General features: G+C 72.3%; 16 protein-coding genes, 1 tRNA gene and 1 riboswitch. Of the genes, 6 read left to right on the top strand and 11 right to left on the bottom strand.

Annotation, left to right across the window (positions count from 1 at the left end):
• From ACPT94_RS38455 to ACPT94_RS38445, 3 genes are all read right to left on the bottom strand, one after another.
• Positions 1–1,076, bottom strand: a 1,076-nt coding sequence (locus ACPT94_RS38455; RefSeq protein WP_425247229.1) for an IS630 family transposase, incomplete at its 3' end; no start/stop codon positions are given.
• Between the two features lie 204 nt (positions 1,077–1,280).
• The gene (locus ACPT94_RS38450; protein ID WP_425247923.1) at positions 1,281–4,844 is read right to left on the bottom strand and encodes an ATP-binding protein; all 3,564 of its coding nucleotides are present in this window, start codon (positions 4,842–4,844) and stop codon (positions 1,281–1,283) included.
• Positions 4,845–4,967: 123 nt separating this feature from the next.
• The gene (locus ACPT94_RS38445; RefSeq protein WP_425247922.1) at positions 4,968–7,100 is read right to left on the bottom strand and encodes an asparagine synthase-related protein; all 2,133 of its coding nucleotides are present in this window, start codon (positions 7,098–7,100) and stop codon (positions 4,968–4,970) included.
• Positions 7,101–7,824: 724 nt separating this feature from the next.
• Between ACPT94_RS38445 and ACPT94_RS38440 the strand changes: the two genes are divergently transcribed.
• The 4 genes from ACPT94_RS38440 (at position 7,825) to ACPT94_RS38425 (ending at position 13,071) form a co-directional block, all read left to right on the top strand.
• On the top strand, positions 7,825–9,249 hold the full coding sequence (locus ACPT94_RS38440) for an NsdA family TPR-like regulatory protein (RefSeq protein WP_189931946.1): 1,425 nt from the start codon (positions 7,825–7,827) through the stop codon (positions 9,247–9,249).
• A gap of 65 nt (positions 9,250–9,314) precedes the next feature.
• On the top strand, positions 9,315–10,562 hold the full coding sequence (gene lhgO, locus ACPT94_RS38435) for an L-2-hydroxyglutarate oxidase (protein ID WP_425247921.1): 1,248 nt from the start codon (positions 9,315–9,317) through the stop codon (positions 10,560–10,562).
• A 194-nt stretch (positions 10,563–10,756) separates the two neighbouring features.
• Positions 10,757–11,563 carry a tRNA (guanosine(46)-N7)-methyltransferase TrmB gene (trmB, locus tag ACPT94_RS38430; RefSeq protein ID WP_360342823.1) on the top strand — a complete coding sequence of 269 codons (807 nt, stop codon included), beginning with the start codon at positions 10,757–10,759 and terminating at the stop codon, positions 11,561–11,563.
• Positions 11,564–11,613: 50 nt separating this feature from the next.
• A complete protein-coding gene (locus tag ACPT94_RS38425; RefSeq protein WP_425247920.1) occupies positions 11,614–13,071 on the top strand; it encodes a PrsW family intramembrane metalloprotease in 1,458 nt (485 codons plus the stop codon).
• A 226-nt stretch (positions 13,072–13,297) separates the two neighbouring features.
• Here the strand turns inward: ACPT94_RS38425 and ACPT94_RS38420 are convergent, their stop codons facing one another.
• From ACPT94_RS38420 to ACPT94_RS38405, 4 genes are all read right to left on the bottom strand, one after another.
• Complete coding sequence (locus tag ACPT94_RS38420; protein WP_425247919.1) at positions 13,298–14,242, bottom strand: aldo/keto reductase; 945 nt, start codon at positions 14,240–14,242, stop codon at positions 13,298–13,300.
• Positions 14,243–14,379: 137 nt separating this feature from the next.
• On the bottom strand, positions 14,380–15,408 hold the full coding sequence (locus ACPT94_RS38415; RefSeq protein ID WP_425247918.1) for a M23 family metallopeptidase: 1,029 nt from the start codon (positions 15,406–15,408) through the stop codon (positions 14,380–14,382).
• 9 nt (positions 15,409–15,417) lie between these two features.
• Positions 15,418–15,575, bottom strand: a riboswitch (cyclic di-AMP (ydaO/yuaA leader).
• Between the two features lie 357 nt (positions 15,576–15,932).
• Positions 15,933–16,006, bottom strand: a tRNA-Met gene (locus ACPT94_RS38410).
• 163 nt (positions 16,007–16,169) lie between these two features.
• A complete protein-coding gene (locus ACPT94_RS38405) occupies positions 16,170–17,297 on the bottom strand; it encodes a dihydrofolate reductase family protein (RefSeq protein WP_425247917.1) in 1,128 nt (375 codons plus the stop codon).
• 305 nt (positions 17,298–17,602) lie between these two features.
• Here ACPT94_RS38405 and ACPT94_RS38400 point away from each other — a divergent pair, with 305 nt between their 5' ends.
• The gene (locus ACPT94_RS38400; RefSeq protein WP_360342835.1) at positions 17,603–18,124 is read left to right on the top strand and encodes a MarR family winged helix-turn-helix transcriptional regulator; all 522 of its coding nucleotides are present in this window, start codon (positions 17,603–17,605) and stop codon (positions 18,122–18,124) included.
• Between the two features lie 290 nt (positions 18,125–18,414).
• Positions 18,415–19,050, top strand: a complete 636-nt coding sequence (locus ACPT94_RS38395; protein WP_360342838.1) for a GTP cyclohydrolase II — start codon at positions 18,415–18,417, stop codon at positions 19,048–19,050.
• 46 nt (positions 19,051–19,096) lie between these two features.
• Here the strand turns inward: ACPT94_RS38395 and ACPT94_RS38390 are convergent, their stop codons facing one another.
• From ACPT94_RS38390 to ACPT94_RS38375, 4 genes are all read right to left on the bottom strand, one after another.
• Positions 19,097–19,777 carry an NUDIX domain-containing protein gene (locus tag ACPT94_RS38390; RefSeq protein WP_425247916.1) on the bottom strand — a complete coding sequence of 227 codons (681 nt, stop codon included), beginning with the start codon at positions 19,775–19,777 and terminating at the stop codon, positions 19,097–19,099.
• Complete coding sequence (locus ACPT94_RS38385) at positions 19,774–20,142, bottom strand: DUF4406 domain-containing protein (RefSeq protein WP_360343091.1); 369 nt, start codon at positions 20,140–20,142, stop codon at positions 19,774–19,776. Before ACPT94_RS38385 ends, ACPT94_RS38390 begins: the two co-directional genes overlap by 4 nt.
• A gap of 153 nt (positions 20,143–20,295) precedes the next feature.
• Positions 20,296–21,084, bottom strand: coding sequence for a DeoR/GlpR family DNA-binding transcription regulator (locus ACPT94_RS38380; protein ID WP_360342844.1), 789 nt, complete (start codon positions 21,082–21,084; stop codon positions 20,296–20,298).
• 50 nt (positions 21,085–21,134) lie between these two features.
• Complete coding sequence (locus ACPT94_RS38375) at positions 21,135–21,461, bottom strand: hypothetical protein (RefSeq protein WP_360342847.1); 327 nt, start codon at positions 21,459–21,461, stop codon at positions 21,135–21,137.
• Between the last annotated feature and the right edge of the window lie 96 nt (positions 21,462–21,557).

The raw sequence follows: 21,557 nt of genomic DNA, 5'->3' as shown, positions 1-21,557 counted from the left end.
GGAATTCTGTTCAGATAACTGGCGAGGCGTTCGAGGATTTCGTCCGCGGTCTTCGTCCAGACGTAGGGCTTGGGATCGGTGTTCCACATGGCGATCCAGCTGCGGATGTCCTTCTCCAGCGCGTGGACGGTCTTGTGGACGCCTCGTCGTATCTGCTTGTTGGTCAGCTCCGCGAACCACCGCTCGACCAGGTTCAGCCATGACGAGCCGGTGGGTGTGAAGTGCAGGTGGAAGCGGGGGTGGGCCAGGAGCCAGGTCTTGATGGCCGGGGTCTTGTGGGTGGCGTAGTTGTCCAGCACGAGGTGCACGTCCAGGCCCTGCGGTATCTCTCGGTCCAGCTTGATGAGGAACTTCTTGAACTCCTCGGCCCGGTGCCGGCGGTGGAGGGAGCCGATGACTTTCCCCGTGGCCACCTCCAGGGCCGCGAACAGCGTCGTGGTTCCCGCCCGCACGTAGTCGTGAGTGACCCGTTGGGGAACACCCGGCATCATCGGCAGCACCGGCTGGGAGCGGTCCAGTGCCTGGATCTGCGACTTCTCGTCCACGCAGAACACCAGGGCCCGCTCGGGCGGGTCCAGATACAGGCCGACGACGTCGTGGACCTTGTCGACGAAGTACGGGTCGGTCGACAGCTTGAACGTCTCCGAGCGGTGTGGCTGCAGGCCGAAGGCTCGCCAGATCCGCGAGACGGTCGACTGCGACATGCCCAACTCCTTGGCCATCGCCCTCGTCGACCAGTGCGTGGCGTTCTTCGGCGTGCTCTCCAGCGTTTTGGTGACCACCGCGGCGACCTGTTCGTCGGTCACCGTCCTGGGCCCGCCCGAGCGCGGCATGTCGCCCAGGCCCGCGATCCGGTGCTCGACGAACCGCGCCCGCCACCTGCCCACCGCATGCGGTGTCGAGCCGAGTTGCGCTGCCACGTCCTTGTTGGACGCGCCGGTAGAGCAGGCCAGGATGATCCGGCAGCGCAGAGCCCACGCCTGCGGCGTGGAACGGCGCCGCACCCATCCCTCCAGCGCAGCCCGTTCCTCATCCGACAGGATCAACTCGGCCTTCGGCCGCCCAGTACGCGCCACCCCACAACCCTACACATCTGAACAGAATTCCTGACTCAGGAGACTAGGGGCTGCCGGGCGGAGCAGGTCGCAGGAGCAGGGCGTCGACGCGGAGCCGGCAACCGCCGACAACGCCAGTGCGGCGACCCCGCGAGTGGGGGAGGGCGTGCCGACCCCGCGTCTGCGGCATGATCCGCCGGACGGCCCTGAAGGGAGCGATGATCCCTAGGGTTCCCTGTGCGGTGCGGCGGGGTGGGCGTGCGCGGCCGCTGTCAGCTCCTGCAGGACGTCGGTCAGCGTCAGGAACGAGCCCCGGGTGCGCTCGGTCTCGTACTGCTCGGGGCCCAGGGCCTCGCGGGCGGCCGCGTCCGTGCGCTCGGCCTCGCTGTGTTCCGGGGCCGGTCGCGGGTGGGTGCCGCGCAGCGCGTCGGCGGCCGCGAGAAGGCGGGCCGCGCGGGAGAAATCCTGGAGGCCGGCCAGGTGGTTCGCCGCGGCGTCCAGGATCGAGGAGGTGACCGCCTCGGCGCACTGGTCGGCCACCGCCTGCCGCAGGGTCTCGGCGAGCATCGGCAGAGCCAGCTCCGGGCCGGACTCGGCGGCCGTCAGTTCCGCGTCGAACATGCCCAGCGCCGCGGTGAACTGCGGCGGTGGTGTGCCCTTCGCTATCGCCGCGCTCGTCGCCGCGCACAACGCACGCGCCCGGGTGACATCGCCCTCGTGCAGCGCGATGAAGGCGCGCAGCAGGAACACGAACGCCCGGGCGTCCGCCACGCCGTACCGGTCGGCCGCGGTGTCCGCCTCCTCCAGCATGGCCAGCGCACCTTCGATGTCGCCCGAGCGGTAGGCGATCTCCGCGAGCCGGGCGAGCAGGAACGGCGACTCGGTGTACGCGCCGACCTCGTAGGCGAGCCGCAGCGCCTCCCGGTACTCCCGCTCGGCCTCCGTGAGGCGGCCGCGCGCCATCGCCGCCTCGCCGGCCGCGCTGCACACCTGGGCCCGCATCCACCGGTCGCCCACGCGCACGCTGAGCACGCGCAGCTCCGCCAGATCGTCGTCCACACCCAGCATCCCGCCCGGCGAGTCGACGACCGAGTGCGTACGGAACATCAGGATGCAGCCGAGCTCCCAGTCACCGCCGTGGGTACGGCAGTTGGCGACGGCCCTGTCCAGGACCCCCCGCGCGTCCACGGTGTCGCGCCTCTGGAAGGCCGTCATCAGCGGCCAGGCCAGTCCGGGCATCCGGGCCGCCTCCGGGCCACCCCGCTCGTAGCGGGCGCGCAGACGCCGGAGGTAGCGCTGATGGCGCGGATCCGATGCCAGGCCCGTCGGCTCGGACTCGGACAGCAGGAACAGGTGCAGCATCCGCAGGTTCATCCGCTGGGCGTGCCGTGGGTGGGTCTCCTCACCGTCGGGAGCGGCGAGGAAGGCGTCCACGGGGTCGACGGCGGCCATGCGGGCGATGAGGTCGGCGGGGACGGTGAGGGAGCGGCAGGTGAGGGTCGGGGAGGCGGTGGAGGTGTCTGCCGGGGTGGGGGTGTGCGGCGGGTTGGGGGTGTCCGCTGGGTTTGGGTTGTCCGTCGGGCTGGGGGTGTGCGTAGGGCTGGGGGTGTGCGGCGGGTTGGGGCTGTCCGTCGGGATTCGGGTGTCCGTAGGGAGTCGGGTGGCTGTCGGCGTCGAGACGTCCGCCGAGGTGAGAGCGTCCGCCGGAGAGGAGCGAGCCGTCGATGTGGGCTGGAGCCTGTCCAGGGCCGCGCCCAGACGCAGGGTGCGGTCGGTCCATTCGGCGCCCTCGTGGCGGTAGTTGCGCAGCCACCAGAACCAGCCCATGGCGAGGCAGAGGGCGGCTGCCTCGGTCTCGTCGCCGATGGTGAGGGCGCGCTGGATCGCCACCCGGATGTTGTCCAGCTCGGTCTCCAGGCGGGAGATCCAAGGGAGTTGCTCGGCGGACCGCAGCAGGGGGTCGGCCCGCTCGACGAACGCGCGCACCCACGCGCGGTGCCGTCGCTCGGCCGCCGCGCGCGCCTCGGGGACCTCGGCGGCGCGCTCGGTGGCGTACTCGTGGATCGTCTCCAGCATGCGGTAGCGCATGCCGTCGCTGCCGTCCCGCTCACAGGGAGCCGCGACGACGAGGGACTTGTCGACGAGCGCTCCGACGAGGTCCGCGACCGGGCCGGTGCACACGGCCTCGGCGGCCTCGAGGTCCCAGCCGCCCGCGAACACGGACAGCTCGCGCAGCACCGTCCGCTCCGGCTCGTCGAGCAGGTCCCAGGACCAGTCGACGACGGCACGCAGGGTCTGCTGGCGGGGCAGGGCCGTGCGGCTGCCGGAGGTGAGGAGGCGGAAGCGGTCGTCGAGGCGGTCGGCGATCTGACGCGGCGTGAGCAGCCGGAGCCGGGCCGCCGCCAGCTCGATGGCGAGCGGCAGCCCGTCCAGCCGCCGGCAGATCTCCGCCACCGCTTCCTCGTCCTGGAGCACGGTGGCCGCGTCGGGACGGACGGTGGCCGCGCGCTCGGTGAAGAGACGGCGCGCCTGGTCGGGGATGAGGGGTTCGACCGGGCGGACCGACTCGCCGGGGACGCCCAGGGGTTCACGGCTGGTGGCGAGGATCGTGAGCCCTGGACAGCGGGTGAGGAGGGTCTCGGCGAGGGTGGCGGCCGCGCCGATGACATGTTCGCAGTTGTCAAGGATCAAAAGTTGGCTGCGTGGAGCGCAGTACTCGACGAGCAGGGCGACCGGGTCGTCCTGCAGGGTCGCCTGCTCGGTGGTCATCAGGACGGTCTCGCGCAGACCGAGGGCACTGACCACCGCGCCCGGCACCGCCTCCGGCCGGTCGAGCGGCGCCAGCTCGACCAGCCACGCCTGTGGGAGCCCGGCGGCGGCTTCCTCGGCGAGGCGGGTCTTTCCAGAGCCGCCCGGTCCGGTGAGGGTGACGAGACGGGCCCTGTGCATTTCGGAACGGATGGCGTCGAGCTCGGGTTCCCGGCCCACGAAAGAGGTAAGACGCGGACGGATGTTGCCGGTGCGGTCGGGGCGCTGCGGCGGGGTGGGGGGCGCCGGCCGGTGGGTCGGAGCCGGGCGGTTGAGCAACTCGGTGTGCAGGGCGCGTAGTTCCGGGCCCGGATCCGTGCCGAGGCCGTCGGCGAGGGTGCGGCGGGCTGATTCGTACGCGGCGAGGGCGTCGGCGTCGCGGCCCGCCTCGCGCAGGGCGCGGATGAGGAGGGCGTGCAGCGGCTCGTCGTACGGGTGCTGCGACGTCAGTTCCCTCAGCCGCGGTACGGCTTCACGGGCGCGGCCGAGCAGGAGGTCCGCCTCGGCGCGGGTCCGGGAGGCCTCCAGGCGCAGGGCCTCCGGGCGGGCGGCGGCGGTGCGGTCGGGGAGGTCGGCGAGGGCGGGGCCACGCCACAGGGCGAGGGCCTCGTCCACGGCGCGCGAGGCGGCGCCCGGTTCGCCGTTCCCCAGGGCCGCGGCGGCCTGTCGTACGAGCCGCTCGAAGACGAAGAGGTCGACGTCGTCCTCGGTCGCCGCGAGCCGGTAACCGCCCGGGGCGGAGGTGACGGTGTCCTTGCCGACGGTACGGCGGAGGCGGCCGATGAGGGCCTGGAGGGCGGCCGGCGCGTCCTGGGGCGGGAAGTCGGACCAGACCTCGTGGATGAGGGTTTCCGCGGGGATGGGGCGGCCGGGGCGCAGGGCCAGGGCGGTGAGGAGGGTGCGGAGGCGGGCACCGGGGAGGGGTATGGGGGTGCCGTGTTCGTCCTCTGTCTGGGTGACGCCCAGGATTCTGTACCGCACGGGGTCATTGTCGCCGGTGCTGTCCGTGCCAGGGGATTCGGTTTGCGGGCCGGAGGGTTCGGCCGGGACGAAGGTCGGGGCTGGAGGCGGACCGCGCGGCTCGACGCACCGCAGGTGCGCCCTTCAGCCCCCGGAAGACACCGCCCGTCTCTGCGGTGCGATCCCCGCTGGTACCGCACGCGCGCGTGCCGGGGTGCCTGTCCAGCAGGTTCCCCGGCGGGACAGGAGGCGGCGGAGCCACAGTTCCAGGGAGATGAGGTCGGCGAGGCCGTCGAGGGGGAGGGGTTCGCCCGCGGCCGCGGAGCGGAGGGCCTTGCGGACGACACGGGCCTCGATCAGGCCCGCTTCCGCCAGGAGGGGCGCGTCGAAGAGGGCGAGGAGGGGATCGGCGGCCATGCGGAGGCCCGCGCGGGCCGCGGCGGTGGTGGAGGCCTGGGAGGGGGCGCCCCAGCCGGGCGGGAGGTCGGCCACTCCGGAGCTCTTCAGGACGGTGCGCAGGATCGCGGCGCGCGCCCCCGGTTGCACGCGAAGGGTCTCGGGGAGCGCACGGCAGGCGCGGACGACCTGGTTGTCGAGAAAGGGCGTGTGCAGGCGCTGGGAGCGGATCTCCGCGGCCTGCTCCAGGACGCGCAGGTCCGCGGCATGACGGGCGAGGGCGGCACGCGCGCGATAGTCGCCGGGACGCTGGCCGGGGCCCACGCCGGTGCGGTGCGCCATCCCCTGCAGCCGAACCGACACTTCGGCCAGCGCCTCTCCGGTGAGCCAGCGGGCGGCCGGGCCGGGGCCGCCCCAGACGAGGGCCGCCAAGGAGGCGCCCACGGCACCGGCGGCGCCGGCGGGGTCGTCGAAACGGCGGTGCAGGAGCCGTTCGGCGAGTCCCTCCACGCCCGCCCGGTACGGCGTACGGGCCAGCCGGCGGGCGGCGCCGTACACGCGCGCGGGGACGAGCACGGAGCCGTCGGCCTTCGTCAGTGCGGCGACGGGACGGACGAGATGGCGCCGTTTGCGGTCCATCAACAGGTCGGCCAGGCGGGCCGGGTGGGCGTCGAGGACCTGGCGGGCGCCGTAGCCGGTGAAGTGGTCCGCGCTGCCCGCGGCGAGGCGCGCGCGGTGCCGGGCGGCCGTCACCAGGCTCGGGCCGGGTTCGTCGGTCAGGGGGCCGTCCAGATCGGCGTACGGCAGGGTCTCGTCGCCGCCGGTCACGACCACGTGGTGCAGGCGCGGGTTGGCCGCGAGGGTGCCGGCCCGCTCCCGTTCCTCCTCGTGGCCGCCGACGGCCAGGTCGTTGAAGGTGACGGCCAGCAGGCGTTCGCCGGCGCCCGTGCCGTGTCCCAGGAGCGTGCCCGGTCTGCCGGGCAGGCCCGCCGCCAGCAGTGCCAGCGTGCCGGATGCGGGGCCGCCGGACAGGTCGGCCCCGATGCCCGGGACCGGCATCCCGCGCGCGGCACGCCGTTCGGCGGGGCCCATGCCGGGCACGGGTCCGGGGTCGATGTCGGGGACGTGGCGCGGCGCGGACATACGCGCGCGTACCGCCTCGACGAGGGCGTCGCGCACGGCGTCGACCGCGCTGTCCGGGTCGGCGGGCGCCGCCGCCACGGCGAGGGAGGCGACCGGCTCGTACCCGGCGATCTCGCGCGCCCCGGCGCGCAGGATCAGCGCGTGCCCCGGCGGAATGCGCCGCACGCCGTCGTACGGGGTGGAGTCGTGCACCGCGGCCGGTACGTCGGGGGCGGCGAGGAGAGCCGCCAGGTGGCCGAAGTCGAGGTTGGCCTCGATGAGGTCGGCCAGCGGCAGCGCGGCCGTCGCGTACGCCGTGCCGCCGTCCCAGGGGGTGTAGAACACCGGGCGCGCGCCCGCCAGGTCGCCGCAGACGGTGATGCGGCGGCCGACCTGGACGATCGCGGTGTAGCTGCCCGGCCAGGCCGTCAGGTGCCGAAGTGCGCCTCCGCGCGCGGCGAACAGCCCGACGCGCAGCTGCTCGTCCGTCGCTCCGCACGTGCCGAGAACGGCGATCCGGGTCTGGGCGTCGGCGTTCACCACCCGCACCTCGTCGGGCCGCCAGTCGCCGACCGCCCACAGGGGATCCGGGTCGCCCCACAGGAGTTGGGAGCCCACGGGCTGCAGCGTCTCGCCGTCGTAGCCGATCCGCCCGCCGTCCTCGCCGGCGTACGCGCCGGGGCCGCCGTAGCCCCCCGCTCCGACGCCGGGGCCGACGGCGCCCGCGGCGGTGCTGCTCCATCCCACCAACCACCGCATCGACGCCTCCACAGGCTGTGGACAACCAGTGCACCGTACGAACGGTTCACATGCTGCCACGAAGAACGCGTCGCAGAAGGAGGTGGCGCCGCTTGAGATCCCCGGAGTGCGCCCCCTTGAACGCCCCCGCGCCGACCTGCGGGACCGTGCGCACTCACGCGCACGGGGCGCCCGCAACCGCGTGCACCCCCGCATGCGCGACGCGAATGCGCCCCCTGTACGCTCCCCCAAAACACCCCGCGCGCCGTCGATTTCCATGGTGGGAAGCGAATTCACCCACAGAACACAGGGTCGATTTTCGGCCAAATCCGGCGCGCGTAACCGTCGTTGAGACAGGCCCGCACACGCTCCGTACACAGCCGCGCGCCTCGACCTGCGCGCCGGCCCGGGAGGCGGAGACCGCCCCCCGGACCGTTCCGCCGCCCGCGGGGATGGTGGCGGCGGTGTCCCCCAGCCCACTGGATCCAGTACAGCGGGCCGACCCACGCACGGCCCATGGAACCGCTCCCCCGATGGCCGGAGAAGAGCGCACGCGCAGGCGCACGGCCACACAGCGGGAGCACGCCACCACGCACCGTACTGGCGCCCGTACTTCCGCACGGGCCACAATCCCGCCATCCGGAAGAATGCCCCTTAACGCTTGGGATGCGGCGAACTACGCTGGGTTTACGAATGCCGCGTGGTTATGCCAGCGCGGCAGCCGTCTGTGTCGAGGGGTGGCGCAATGTCCAGGGAGCAACGCGGGCCGAACGAAAAGCTCGGCGCCGTTCTCGCCCTCGCGGGAATCAGCAACGCCGGACTCGCGCGACGTGTCAACGATCTTGGCGCTCAACGTGGGTTGACTCTTCGCTACGACAAGACGTCCGTGGCGCGCTGGGTGTCGAAGGGCATGGTGCCGCAGGGTGCCGCGCCGCACCTCATCGCGGCCGCGATCGGCCAGAAGCTCGGCCGTCCGGTGCCGCTGCACGAGATCGGTCTCGCGGACGCGGACCCCGCGCCCGAAGTGGGCCTCGCCTTCCCCAGAGACGTCGGCCAGGCCGTGCGCTCGGCGACGGAGCTGTACCGCCTCGACCTCGCGGGCCGCCGGGCCGGCTCCGGTGGCATCTGGCAGTCGCTGGCCGGTTCGTTCGCAGTAAGCGCGTACGCAACGCCGGCCTCGCGGTGGCTGATAACCCCGGCCGACAGTTCGGTGGCGCGCGAGGCCCACACCGTGGAGGGCTCCGGCGCACCGCTCAAAGTCGGCCACAGCGATGTGCAGAAGCTGCGGGAGGCCGCGGAGGACGCCAGGCGCTGGGACTCCAAGTACGGAGGCGGCGACTGGCGTTCGTCCATGGTGCCGGAGTGCCTGCGGGTGGAGGCGGCGCCGCTGCTGCTCGGCTCGTACTCCGACGAAGTGGGGCGCGCCCTGTTCGGGGCGAGCGCCGAACTCACCCGCCTCGCCGGCTGGATGGCCTTCGACACGGGCCAGCAGGAGGCCGCCCAGCGGTACTACATCCAGGCGCTGCGCCTCGCGCGCGCGGCCGCGGACGTCCCGCTCGGGGGGTACGTGCTGGCGTCGATGTCGTTGCAGGCGACGTACCGCGGCTTCGGCGACGAGGGCGTCGACCTCGCGCAGGCCGCCCTGGAGCGCAACCGCGGCCTGGCCACGGCCCGCACGATGAGCTTCTTCCGCCTGGTCGAGGCACGCGCCCACGCGCGCGCGGGAGACGCCCAGGCCGCCGGCGCAGCCCTCAAGGCCGCCGAGAGCTGGCTGGAGCGCGCCCGCGACGGCGACAACGACCCGTCCTGGCTCGGTTTCTACTCCTACGACCGCTTCGCCGCCGACGCCGCCGAGTGTTACCGCGATCTGAAGGCACCACGCCAGGTGCGGCGCTTCACGGAGCAGGCGCTGTCGCAGCCGACGGAGGAGTTCGTGCGCTCGCACGGGCTCAGGCTCGTCGTCTCGGCGGTCGCCGAACTCGAGTCGGGCAACCTGGACGCGGCCTGCGAGCAGGGTGTGCGGGCGGTGGAGGTGGCCGGACGCATCTCGTCCGCCCGCACCACCGAGTACGTCAAGGACCTCCTGCACCGCCTGGAGCCGTACGGCGACGAGCCGCGGGTGGTGGAGCTGCGGGAGCGGGCGCGGCCGCTGCTGATGGCTCCGGCCTGATCCTCGGATCCGGTCGTCCGGGCCTGCGGACACCTCTCGGGTTTCAAGGCATTGTCAGTGGCGCAGTGCACTATCGAGGCTGGGAGGTGGTGCAGGTGCGCGAGGGTCGGGCGATCGGTTACGACTGCGACGTGCTGGTGATCGGCGGTGGGATCGTCGGCCTGTCGACGGCGCACGCGATTTCGCGTGCCGCGCCGGGGACACGGGTGACGGTGCTGGAGAAGGAGCCGGGACCCGCCCGGCACCAGACGGGGCGCAACAGCGGCGTCATCCACAGCGGGATCTACTACCGGCCGGGCTCGCTGAAGGCGGAGTACGCGGTGCGGGGCGCCGCCGAGATGATCAAGTTCTGCGCGGAGTACGGCATCCCGCACGCCGTCACCGGCAAGCTGATCGTCGCCACGGACCGGGCGGAGCTGCCCCGCCTGCACGCGCTGGTCCAGCGCGGCCGGGAGAACGGGATTCCGGTGCGGGAGCTGGGCCCCACCCAGATCTCCGAGTACGAGCCCGAGGTGCGCGGACTCGCGGCGATACACGTGCGTACGACCGGCATCTGCGACTTCACGGCGGTCGCCCGGCAGCTCGGCGAGGCGTCCGGGGCGGAGATCCGGTACGGCGCGGAGATCGTGCAGGTCGACCGGCGGCCGGAGCAGGGGGTCGCCGTCCGTACCGCGCGCGGGGACGTCGTGCGGGGGCGGGTGCTGGTGAACTGCGCCGGGCTGTACTGCGACGAGATCGCCCGGCTGACCGGGGACGAGCCCGAGGCGCGGATCGTGCCGTTCCGGGGGGAGTACTACGAGCTGGCCCGGCCCGAGCTGGTGCGGGGGCTGGTGTATCCGGTGCCCGATCCGGCGTTCCCCTTCCTCGGGGTGCATCTCACGCGCGGGATCGACGGGGGCGTCCACATCGGGCCCAACGCGGTGCCGGCGCTGGCGCGGGAGGGGTACGGGTGGGGGGTCGTACGACCGCGGGAGGTCGCGGCGACGGCCGCGTGGCCCGGGGTGTGGCGGATGGGGCGGCAGCACTGGCGGTACGGGCTGGGTGAGCTGCGTCGGTCGTGGTCCAAGGGGGCGTTCGTGGACGCGGTGCGCCGGTTGCTGCCGGCGGTGGAGGAAGAGGATCTGGTGCCGGCGGCGGCCGGGGTGCGGGCGCAGGCGGTGTTGCGGGACGGGGGGCTGGTGGACGACTTCCTGATACGGGAAGGGGCGCGGGCGGTTCATGTGCTGAACGCGCCTTCGCCTGCGGCGACGGCGTCTCTGCCGATCGGGCGGGAGGTGGCTCGAAGGGCGTTGGGGGTGCTGGAGGTGCTGTGAGGGCGGGAGTGGACGGGGAGAGGAAAGGCGAGCGTGGAAAAACCCCGGGGCCCCGCCCCGAACCCCGGCGGGGACTCCGTCCCCTGCACCTGGTCCACCGACGACGGCGGTCCCAGCTCCGCGCGCCTGGCCTCGTCCGGCTCCAGTGCACCCCTCCAGGGCCCCCACCCGCCCAGCGTAAAATCGAGCCCACTGTGTCTGATTCTGTGAACACTCCCGAAGCCCCCCGACCCGCCCCCGGCGAGTCCCTCCGGCATGTCCGTGGCAAAGGGGAGCCGCGGTTTCCCGATGGGCCCAAGGCTGATCCTGCCGGGTCTCACTTCGAGCGGCGGATTCGGAGTTTCCAGCCGCGGCGCAGCCGGGTGACCGCGGGGCAGGCCGATGCGTTGCAGCGGCTGTGGCCGAAGTGGGGGCTCGACATCGATGGGCGGCATGTCGATCTCGCCGAGTTGTTCGGCAACGACCGGCCCGTCGTCCTGGAGATCGGGTTCGGGATGGGGGAGGCCACCGCGCGGATGGCCGCCGCCGATCCCGGCACCAACGTCCTCGCGGTCGACGTGCACACGCCCGGCCAGGGGAACCTGCTCAACCTCGCCGACCGCGACGGACTCACCAACATCCGTGTCGGCAACGGCGACGCCATCATTCTGCTGCGCGAGATGCTGGACCCCGACTCCCTCGACGGGCTGCGCGTCTACTTCCCCGACCCCTGGCCGAAGAAGCGGCACCACAAGCGCCGCCTGATCCAGCCGGAGTTCCTCAGCCTCGCCGCGACCCGTCTGAAGCCGGGCGCGCTGGTGCACTGCGCGACCGACTGGGAGCCGTACGCGGAGCAGATGCTGGAGGTGCTCACCGCGCACCCCGACTTCGAGAACACGCAGGCGGACGGCGGTTTCGCGCCCCGGCCCGAGTTCCGGCCGCTGACCCGTTTCGAGGGGCAGGGGCTGGACAAGGGTCATGTGGTGAACGATCTGCTCTTCCGCCGCGTACAGCACGGCTGACCGAACCGACCCCCTCCACCACCGTCCTCTCCCTCGTTAGGGTCGATGCCGTGGCCATCAGTCCCCCGTACCCACCGCACCCGCCGCAGCCGCCCCGGCCGGGCGGCACACCCGAGGGAGGTGTGCTCCGGCACGCGCACTGGTGGCAGCACAGGTGGGTCCGTTACGGCGCGCTGATCACCCTGCTGGCGCTCTCCGGACTCGTCATTCTGGCGCTGGTGCGGGAACAGACCGGCACGCAGGGGTTCCTGGTCGGGCTCGGGCTCGCCGTCTTCCCCGTACCGCTGCTCGTCGCCGCCTTCCGGTGGCTCGACCGGGTCGAGCCCGGCCCCTGGCGGAACCTGCTGTTCGCGTTCGCCTGGGGCGCCTGCGCGGCGGCGCTGATCGCGATCGTCGCCAACAGCTTCGCCACGAGATGGATCGCCACGGCGACCGCCGACCCCGCAGGCGCGGACACCCTGGGCTCCACCGTCATAGCGCCGGTCGTCGAGGAGTCCGCGAAAGCCGCGGCCGTCCTGCTCGTCTTCCTCTTCCGCAGGCGGGACTTCACCGGAATCGTCGACGGAGTCGTCATAGCCGGGATCACCGCGACCGGCTTCGCGTTCACCGAGAACATCCTCTACCTCGGCACCGCCTTCGGCACCGACCAGCTCACCGGCGACAGCGGCATCGCCTCCGTCACCGCCGCGACCTTCTTCGTGCGCATCATCATGTCCCCGTTCGCGCACCCCCTGTTCACGGTCCTGACCGGCATCGGCTTCGGCATCGCCGCGCTCTCCGGGGACCGTCAGCGCGTACGACGCGTCCTGCTCCCGCTGACCGGCCTGCTCCTCGCGATGGCCATGCACGCCCTCTGGAACGGCTCGTCGGTCCTCGGCGAGTGGGGCTTCTTCGCGGTGTACGGGGCGTTCATGGTGCCCGCGTTCGCGGTGCTGACCTGGCTGGTGGTGTGGACGCGCCAGCGCGAACTGGGCACCGTGCGCGAGGAACTGCCCGCCTACGCCGCCGCGGGCTGGCTCACCCCGGCGGAGCCGTACGCGCTCGGCTCGATGCGAGCCCGGCGGCTGGCCCGCGACTACGCCCGCCGGCACCTGGGCAAGCCGGCCGCGCGGGAGGTGGCGCAGTACGAGGCCTACGCGACCTCGCTCGCGTTCCTGCGGCACCGGGGACGCCTCGGCCGCGCCGGTGCCGACTTCGTCGTACGGGAACGCGAGTTGCTGAACGAGCTGTGGCGGCGCAAGGACATCGCGCGCCCCGCGCTGGACCACGCGGCCCGGATGACGGCACCCCCGGTACCGGTGGCCGCACCGCCCTGGCCGGTCTACGGGGTGTACGGGCAGGGGTACGGGCTCGGGTACGCCCACGGGTACGGACACGGGTATCCGGCGGGGGCGCAGTTGTATCCGCAGCCGTATCCGTATGCGCAGCCGCAGCCGCAGGCACAGCCGCAGCCCGGGTACGCGGGGTACGGGTACAGTCCGCATCCCAACCACCCGTCCAACTCTTAGGGCACCGGCTGGACCCGAAGGGCCCCGAAGGGCCGGGCCCCTAAGAGCACCAAAGCATCACGGGCCCCTAGTGGGTCAAAGGACCACTAGGAGCCCGTAGGGGCCCCAGGGACCACTAAGGGCCCGCGGGGGCCCAAGGGCCACTAGGCCCCGCAGGGAGCCGAAGGACCACTAAGGACCATAGAGAGCCCAAGGCCCCCCGCCCCCCCACCCCCTACGGACCGCGTTACGCCGACGCCTGCGTCAGCCGTGTGGTCTCCGCCTCCGTCAGGTTCAGCTCGGCCACCGCCAGCAGTGCCGGCAGTTGCTCCACGGTGCGTGCGGAGGCGATCGGGGCGGCGATCGTCGGCTGGGCCGCGAGCCAGGCCAGCGCGACCGTGGCGATCTCGCTGTCGTGGGCCCGGGCGACCTCGTCCAGGGCGGCGAGGACCTTCTGGCCCCGCTCGGTCTCCAGGTGTTTCGCAGCGCCCTCGGCCCGTGCGCTGTCCACGGTCGTGCCGGGCCGGTACTTGCCGGTGAGGAAGCCGGACGCCAGCGAGAAGTACGGCACGGCGGCGAGCCCCGAGGCGGCGGCGACGTCCTGGAGTTCGCCTTCGTACGTGTCGCGGGAGACCAGGTTGTAGTGCGGCTGGAGGGCCACGTACCGGGCGAGGCCCTCGCGGTCGGAGAAGTCCAGGGAGGCCCGCAGGCGTTCGGGCGAGATGTTGGAGGCGGCGATGTGCCGGACCTTGCCGGCCTTCACCAGGTCGTCGAGGGCGCCGATGATCTCCTCGACGGGCACTTCGGGCTTGTCGAAGTGGGTGTAGTAGAGGTCGATGTGGTCGGTGCCGAGGCGGCGCAGGGAGGCGTCGGCAGCGGCCTTGATGTTGGTGGCGCTCAGCCCCTGGAAGTCGGGGTGCTGGCTGACCTTCGTGGCGATCACGACGTCGTCGCGGTTGCCGCGCGCCTTCACCCACTTGCCGATCAGGGTCTCGGACTCGCCGCCGCTGTTGCCGTCGACCCAGGCCGAGTAGGAGTCGGCGGTGTCGACGAAGTTGCCGCCGGCGGCCGTGTAGGCGTCGAGGACGGCGAAGGTGGCCGTCTCGTCGGCGGTCCAGCCGAAGACGTTGCCGCCGAGGGCGAGCGGGAAGACCTCGAGGTCGGAGGAACCGAGCTTGCGCAGAGAAGTCATGCTCTGCGTCAACGCCTTGGCCGGAGGCGCGCATTCCGCGTCTCCGGCCAAGGGTTCGCAAACATCCGGGAAATGTCCGGGGAGAACGCGGGAGACCTCACCGACCCCCGGGAACCTCCGGAAACTCCCCGGAAGACTCAGGGGTTCACGCCGTGCTCCCGCAGCCAGGCTCCCGGGTCGATGCCGGAGCTGCTGCCGCCGGGGTGGACCTCCAGGTGGAGGTGGGCGCCGGTGACGTTGCCGGTGGCGCCGACTCGGCCGATGACCTCACCGGTGGAGACCTTCTGGCCGACGCTGACGCTGATGGAGGACTGGTGGGCGAACCAGATCTCGGTGCCGTCGTCGAGGGTGAGCACGGTCTTGTACCCGTACGACCCGTCCCAGCCTGCGGAGGTGATGGTGCCGCTGTGCACGGCCTTGATCAGGGTGCCGGTGGGGGCGGCGAAGTCGAGGCCGGTGTGGTACCCGGAGGACCAGTAGGCGCCGGCCTGGCCGAAGGTCGAGGTGATGGTGTACGAGGAGGTCGGCAGCGTGTACTGCTTGGCGAGCTCGGCGAGGCGCTCGGCCTCGGCCTTCTTCGCGGCCTCTTCGGCGGCCTTCTTCTTCGCGGCGGCGGCCTTGGCCTCCGCCTCCTGCTTGGCCTTGGCTGCCGCGTCGGCCTCCGCCTTGGCCGCGGCGGCCTTGGCGGCGGCCAGGGCCTTGGCCTCGATCTGGCTCTGCTGCGACTCGGCCTGCGCCATGATCCGGCTGCGCAGCGCCTCGCCGGCGTCGGCGGCGCTCTCCGTGCTGTCGTCCGTGGCGACGGAGGTGCCGAAGGTGCTGAGGGCGGGCGCCGTCTCCTCGGGGGTGTCCTCGTCCGAGATCAGGGAACCCACGGAGGGGAGGTCCGGCATGGAGATGGAGACCGGCGGCTTGCCGGTGTTGGCGCTGGCCATGCCCGCGCCGCCGACGGCGGCTATGACGCCTACGCCGAGGACGGTGGAGCTGCGGGCGAGTCCGCCGCGCTGCTTGGACTTGGCGACGCGGTGCCGGCCGCGAACCGGGCGAATGGACTCCTCGGTGGGGTTCCACTCCTCCCAGGGGCCCTCGTCGGTGCGGTAGCTGCCGTAGCCGAAGGTCTGGCTGGGCGCGCTGGGGGCTTCTGGGGCAGGCCGGTTGGACGCCACGCGGGCGTACTCCTTTCCTTCCGTCGCCTACCGGGTTAGCTGACGGGTTCGGAGCGGGAAGGTCTCCTACGCGCGTATACCGGCCGTTGTTACACGGCGGCTTCCGCGTGATTCACCCCAAGGTGGTGGTTCCCCGGTTCCCTTACGGGATTCGGCGCGTGCGCACGGAGCCGCCTCTTGTGACGGCTGGGACGACCGCGCTGCGTTATCGAACGTTAATAGACCCGGGCCCGGGATTCCAAGCCGTTCCGCTTGATCAACAACATTTTTGGCCTGGACTTTTGTCCCACGTCCGGTGAAAAACGGGCGAGTTGACCTTCGCTAGGAGATACCTCAGGGGCGCATCAGGGGTCACACGGGTTTTGATGGTGACTCAGATGTTATGCGGACGGCGCTCACCCGGTCACCGGCCGTGATGATGATCAAGGGTGAAGACATGCGGGGAAGTACGGGGAAGTACGGGGAAGTGGATGAACGCACCGAGGGCCGGAACCCTGATTCGGGTTCCGGCCCTCGGCCTTGAGTAGCGGGGACAGGATTTGAACCTGCGACCTCTGGGTTATGAGCCCAGCGAGCTACCGAGCTGCTCCACCCCGCGTCGGTATGACACCAGTGTACGCCATGCGTGGGACACGAAGCACAACGGTTGATTCATGGGCTGTCCGACCAGCTCATGAGGGAGTCCCCGACCAGCTCACAAGGGAGTCCCGACCGGCTCCGAGGGGACACCGACCGGATCACAGGGGTCCCCCCCGGGGGGCTCACAACAGGTGGCTGTTGGGTGCCTTGGCCTGCTCCTCGTAGTCCGGGAGTACGACGACGTCCACGCCCGCCGCCGTCAGCAGCCCGGTGCCGTCGGCCGCGTGGACGAAGGTGTCCGGCTCCCGCCAGGCCGTCACGACCCGGCGGACACCCGCGTCGAGGATGAGGCGGGCGCAGGGCGCCGGGCGGGAGGAGCGCCGGGTGCAGGGTTCCAGGCTGGTGAAGACGGTGGCGGTGGGCAGTCGGGGGTCGGCGGGGTCGATCTTCGCGAGAGCCGCCTCCTCGGCGTGGACGACGGGGTCGCCGGCCTCCCGGGAGTGGCCGCGGGCCAGCTCCGTCCCGTCGGCGGCCACCACCACCGCGCCCACGCTGAACGCGGTCCGCGAGGGCGGGCAGGCGGCCGCCAGCTCGCAGGCGAGGGCCAGCCAGTGCCGGTCGGCGGCGGCGGGGAGCGGGCCGGTGCCGGGTGCGGTGGGCTCGTAGCGCATGAGGACGACGTCCTCGATGCGGCGCGTCTCGACGAGCCGCAGCCGTCCGCCCTGGTAGCCGCCCGGACCGAAGAGCCGGGGCGCGTTCGGCTCGCCGACGAACAGGGGGGCCAGGACGAGCTGGAGTTCGTCGGCGAGGCCCTCCTGCAGGAGCTGGGTGTGGATGGTGCCGCCGCCCTCGACCATGAGCCGCCGTACGCCCCGGACGTCGTAAAGGTGTTCGAGGAGTCGTCGCCAGTCGAGGCCGGGGCCCAGGGGGACGACGTCGGCGGCGATGCCGAGTGCGCGGGCGCGTTCGGCGCCCCTGTCGGTCGTGTACACGACCTTCTCGCCGCCCGTGTGCCAGAACTTCGCCGCCGGGTCCAGCTCGCCGGAGCCGCTGACCGTGACCTTGAGGGGGTACTCCGGCTTGCCCGCGGCCAGGCGGGCCGCCCGGCGGTCGGGCGAGTTGACCAGGAGCCGGGGGTTGTCGGCGCGGATGGTGCCGGCGCCGACCAGGATCGCGTCGACGGAGGCGCGCACCTCGTCGACCCGGTCGAAGTCGGCGGGGCTGGAGAGCAGCAGGCGGTCGGGGCCGGTGTCGTCGAGGTAGCCGTCGAGGGAGACGGCGGCGGACAGCAGGACGTACGGGTACGGCATCGGCGCGGTCTCCCGGGCTGGTTCTGGCGGCGGACTGGGTCTGGCGGCGGGTTGGGCGTGACAGCGGGCTGAGTCTGTCGGTGGTCGGGGCCGGCGGGTCGGGGCTGGAAGCGGGTCGGGTCTGTCGGCGGTCGGGTCTGTCGGCGGTCGGGGCTGACGGGTCGGGTCTGGCAGCGGTTGGGGCCGGCGGTGGGCCAGGGTCGGCGGCGGCTCGGCCGGGTGGCCTTTCTCCGTGGAACCTGGCCGAGCGGTATCCGGCCGGGACAGCTCTTGGTTCAAGTTTGAAACAAACCTACACTGGTGGCATGACGACCCGCTGGCTCACCCCCGAGGAGCAACGCGCCTGGCGCGCGTACGTCGCCGGATACCTCCTCCTGGAGGACGCCATCGACCGGCAGCTCCAGCAGGAGGCCGGCATGCCTCACCTCTATTACTCCATCCTCGCCACCCTCTCCGAGAGGCCGGAGCGACGGCTGCGCATGACCGACCTCGCGGAGCGGCTGAAGATCACCCGCAGCAGGCTGACGTATGCGGTGACCCGCCTCGAGAAGGACGGGCTGTTGCGGCGCGAGGAGTGCCGCTGGGACAAGCGCGGGAGCGTCGCGGTCCTGACCGACGAGGGCATGACGGTCCTGGAGCGCGTGGCGCCCGGCCATGTCGAGACGGTCCGCGCCTTCCTCTTCGACCGGCTCACGCCCGAGCAGGTGAGGCAGCTGGAGGAGATCTTCACGCAGGTCACACAGGGACTCCAGGGAGGCGACAGCGAGGCCGCGCCCGACGATCTCCCGTGGCGCCGACGCTCGTCGCCCTGCTCGGGACCCACGTGAGGCGCGACCACGTGAGCCGCGATCACGCGAGCCCCGCCTCCGTAAGCCGACCACGCGAGCCGTGACCCCGTGAGTCGCAACCCATACGAGCCACGCCGCTCATGAGCCATGCCGCCCATGGGCCACGCCGCCCGCGAGTCATGCCGCCCTGAGCCACGCCCCGTGGGCCGCAGCCGCATGAGGCGCGCCACAAATCCGTTGCTTCAAATTTAAAGCATAGGGTAGGGTCTCGACTCGTAGATCTGCTTCAAATCTGAAGCAGAGATGATCGCCTGGACCCGGAGACCCGCATGCCCGACACCCCCGCCGCCACACCGCGTGCCCGCGTCCGGGTACCGCTGCGCTTCGCCGACGGCTACTCCGTCGACGCCGAACTCGTCACCTTCCACGGCCTGGTCGACGGCCAGGAGCACGTGGCCGTCGTCCTCGGCGACCCCGGCCCCGTCCCCCTGGTCCGGCTGCACTCCGAGTGCCTGACCGGCGACGTCTTCGGCTCCGCCCGTTGCGACTGCGGCCCCCAGCTGCGCGAGGCCGTCGAGCGCATCGCCGACCGCGGCGGCGTCCTGCTCTACCTCCGTCAGGAGGGCCGGGGCATCGGTCTCTACAACAAGCTCGACGCGTACGCCCTCCAGGACCAGGGCCTGGACACCTACGAGGCCAACGCCGCCCTCGGCCTGCCGGAGGACGACCGGGACTACACGGCCGCCGCCCAGATGCTGCGCGCCCTGGGCATCACCGCCCTGGACCTGCTGTCCAACAACCCCGACAAGGCCGACCAGCTCCGCGGGCTGGACATCGACGTGCACGACCGGGTGCCCACGGGCGTCTTCACCACCCCGCACAACGTGCGCTACCTGCGCGCGAAGGTCCTGCAGACGCAGCACACGCTGCCACTGGCGGACCTGACGGAGCTCAGCGTGGGCTGAGGCCTCCTCAGGCCTCCGCGGATCCCCGTCGTCGTCTCCCCGCTGGTCACTCGCGCCCGAAGGGGCCGTCGAGCGCGGCCCACTGGAGCAGCATGATGGTCTTCGCGTCGGCGATCTCGCCGGTGCGGATCAGGGCGAGCGCCTCGGTGAAGGGCAGTTCCACGACGGTGATGTCCTCGCCCTCGTCGGCGACGCCGGCCGTGTCGGCGCCGGGGGCCGACCCGTCGTAGGGCGCGGCGAAGAAGCTCAGGCGTTCGGTGACCGAGCCGGGGCTCATGTAGGCGTCGAAGACGTGCTCGACCTCGTGGACGGTCCGGCCGGTCTCCTCCTCGGCCTCGCGGCGGATCGCCGCCTGCGGGTCGTCGCCGTCCAGCAGCCCGGCCGCCGTCTCCAGCAGCATGCCGTCGGGGTGCCCGTTGACGTAGGCGGGCAGCCGGAACTGACGGGTCAGCAGGACCGTACGCCGCTCGGGGTCGTAGAGCAGGATCGTCGCGCCGTCGCCGCGGTCGTACGTCTCGCGCCGCTCGCGGCTCCAGTGGCCGTCGCTGTGCTGGTAGTCGAAGGTGGTGCGGCGCAGGACGGACCAGTCGCAGGCGAGGACCTCCACGTCGTGGATGCGGACGCGGGGGTTGCCGGTGAGGTCGCGCCCCTGGCGGTCGAGTCCGGTACGGCCGCGCGCGTCGGGGAGGTCGATGCCCGGGCGGCCCGGACCGGTGTGCTCCGTCATCGGCGGTCACCGGCCGGTACGACGCCGAGGTCGGCGAGATCGGTGTGGACGTCCTTGCCCTGGGCCCGCGCCCGCGCCACCATCCGGTCGGCTCCCTCCGAGGGGCCGCCGATCCGCAGGACCGCGTCGCAGCGGTCGAGCAGGCGTTCGGCGACGGGGTGGAAGAGTTCCTCGAAGAGCGGGTCGCCGGGGGCGGTGCTGCCGGCCGTCTCCAGCAGGGGCAGCGCGAGCGCCTCGCCCGTGACGGGAAGGTGCCCGGCCCGGAACAGGGCGAGGGCGGCCTCGTTCATGGCCCGTACGTTCGCGGCGAGCTTGGCGGGGTCGTCACCGGTGCCGGAACGGTACGGCCCGGCGACGAGGACCATCAGGGGAGGACGGGTCACTGGCTCACTCACTCCTTGAGAGGGCTCGGTTGTCGAAGTGCGGTGCGGTTGCCGAGGTGTACTCGGTTACTGAGGGCGTACTCGGTTACTGCGGGCGGCTCGGGTCGGTTCGGGAGTCGGATCCCTGAGCCGGTCTCAGACGAGCAGGGTCTCGACGCCCGCCTCGCGCAGGGCGTCCAGGGTCTGGGGGCCACCGGGGTGGGTGACGGGGTCGGCCGCGGCGGCGTCGGTGACGAAGGTGTGCACGGCGTCGAGCGGGGCGACCTGGCTGAACGCGCGGACGCCCAGCTTGGTCGCGTCGGCCACGGCGACGGTGCGGACGGCCTGGCCGAGTCCCGCCTGCTTCACGGCGGCGTCGTCCAGGGAGAACTCGGACCAGCCGTGCGTGGCGTGCACCCCGCCGATGGACATCACGAACAGGTCGAAGGCGAGCGACTCCAGAGTCCGCAGCGCCAACGGCCCCACCAGGGACCGCTCCCCCGGCCGTGACCGCCCGCCGACGACCAGCAGGTCGATCCCGGGCCGGTCGGCCAGCCGTACGGCCGCCTGCAGACTGAGCACGGCGACGGTCAACGGCCCGCGCGCGGCGAGGTGTTCGGCGACATGGACGGTCGTGGTCCCGGCGTCGAGCAACACGCGCGCCCCCGGCTCGACAAGCCCGGCGACGGCCGCCCCGAGCCGATCCTTGGTGGCCGCCTGCCACCCCTCCCGCGCCTCGAACCCACCCCCCTCCTCCCGGGCCCGACCAGCAACGGCCCCACCATGCACCCGCCGCACGAGCCCCTGCTTCTCCAGCGCGTCGAGATCCCGGCGCACAGTCATCTCGGACACGCCGAGCCGCTGCGACAACTCGGCGACGGAGACACGGCCTTCGGCGCCCTGGACGAGGCGGAGGGTCAGGTCGAGGCGATTGGCTGCACCCATGGGCGCATTTCTACCATGACTCTGATCGAACGAACATAGCTATGTTCGAGTCAAGGCGCCTGCGGCTCAGGGTCCTGTGCGGGCAGGCGCATTCCACGGGACTCCGCGACCCGCAGGGCGTCGGTCAGACACTCGGCGAGGCGGAGGCCGGCGTACCGCACCTCGGTGTACGGCGACATCGGGTCGTCCAGCACCTTGCGGGCGAGGCCGAGCACATCGGCGGCCATGGTGAGCTGCATGGCCTCCAGGTCGTCGGCGAGGCGGGACAGGTACCCACCGCCGCCGTCCGTCACGAGATAGCAGGGCTTGCCGTCGAGAGACGGCCAGGGCAGGAGTCGGGGTGGGGGGTTCGTCGCGGGATCGGTTGCGCGGCCCATCAGGCAGCCGCCTCCTGCACGCCGATGAGGTGCCGGTCGAGGTCGCTCCCGAAGCCGACGGTGAGGTAGGGGCGCACGAGGGCGGAGTCGGTGCCG

The organism is Streptomyces aurantiaciflavus, assembly GCF_049808595.1.
Lineage (GTDB): Bacteria > Actinomycetota > Actinomycetes > Streptomycetales > Streptomycetaceae > Streptomyces.
Note: the sequence above shows the minus strand (reverse complement) of the source record. Positions and strands in the feature narration are given on the sequence as shown.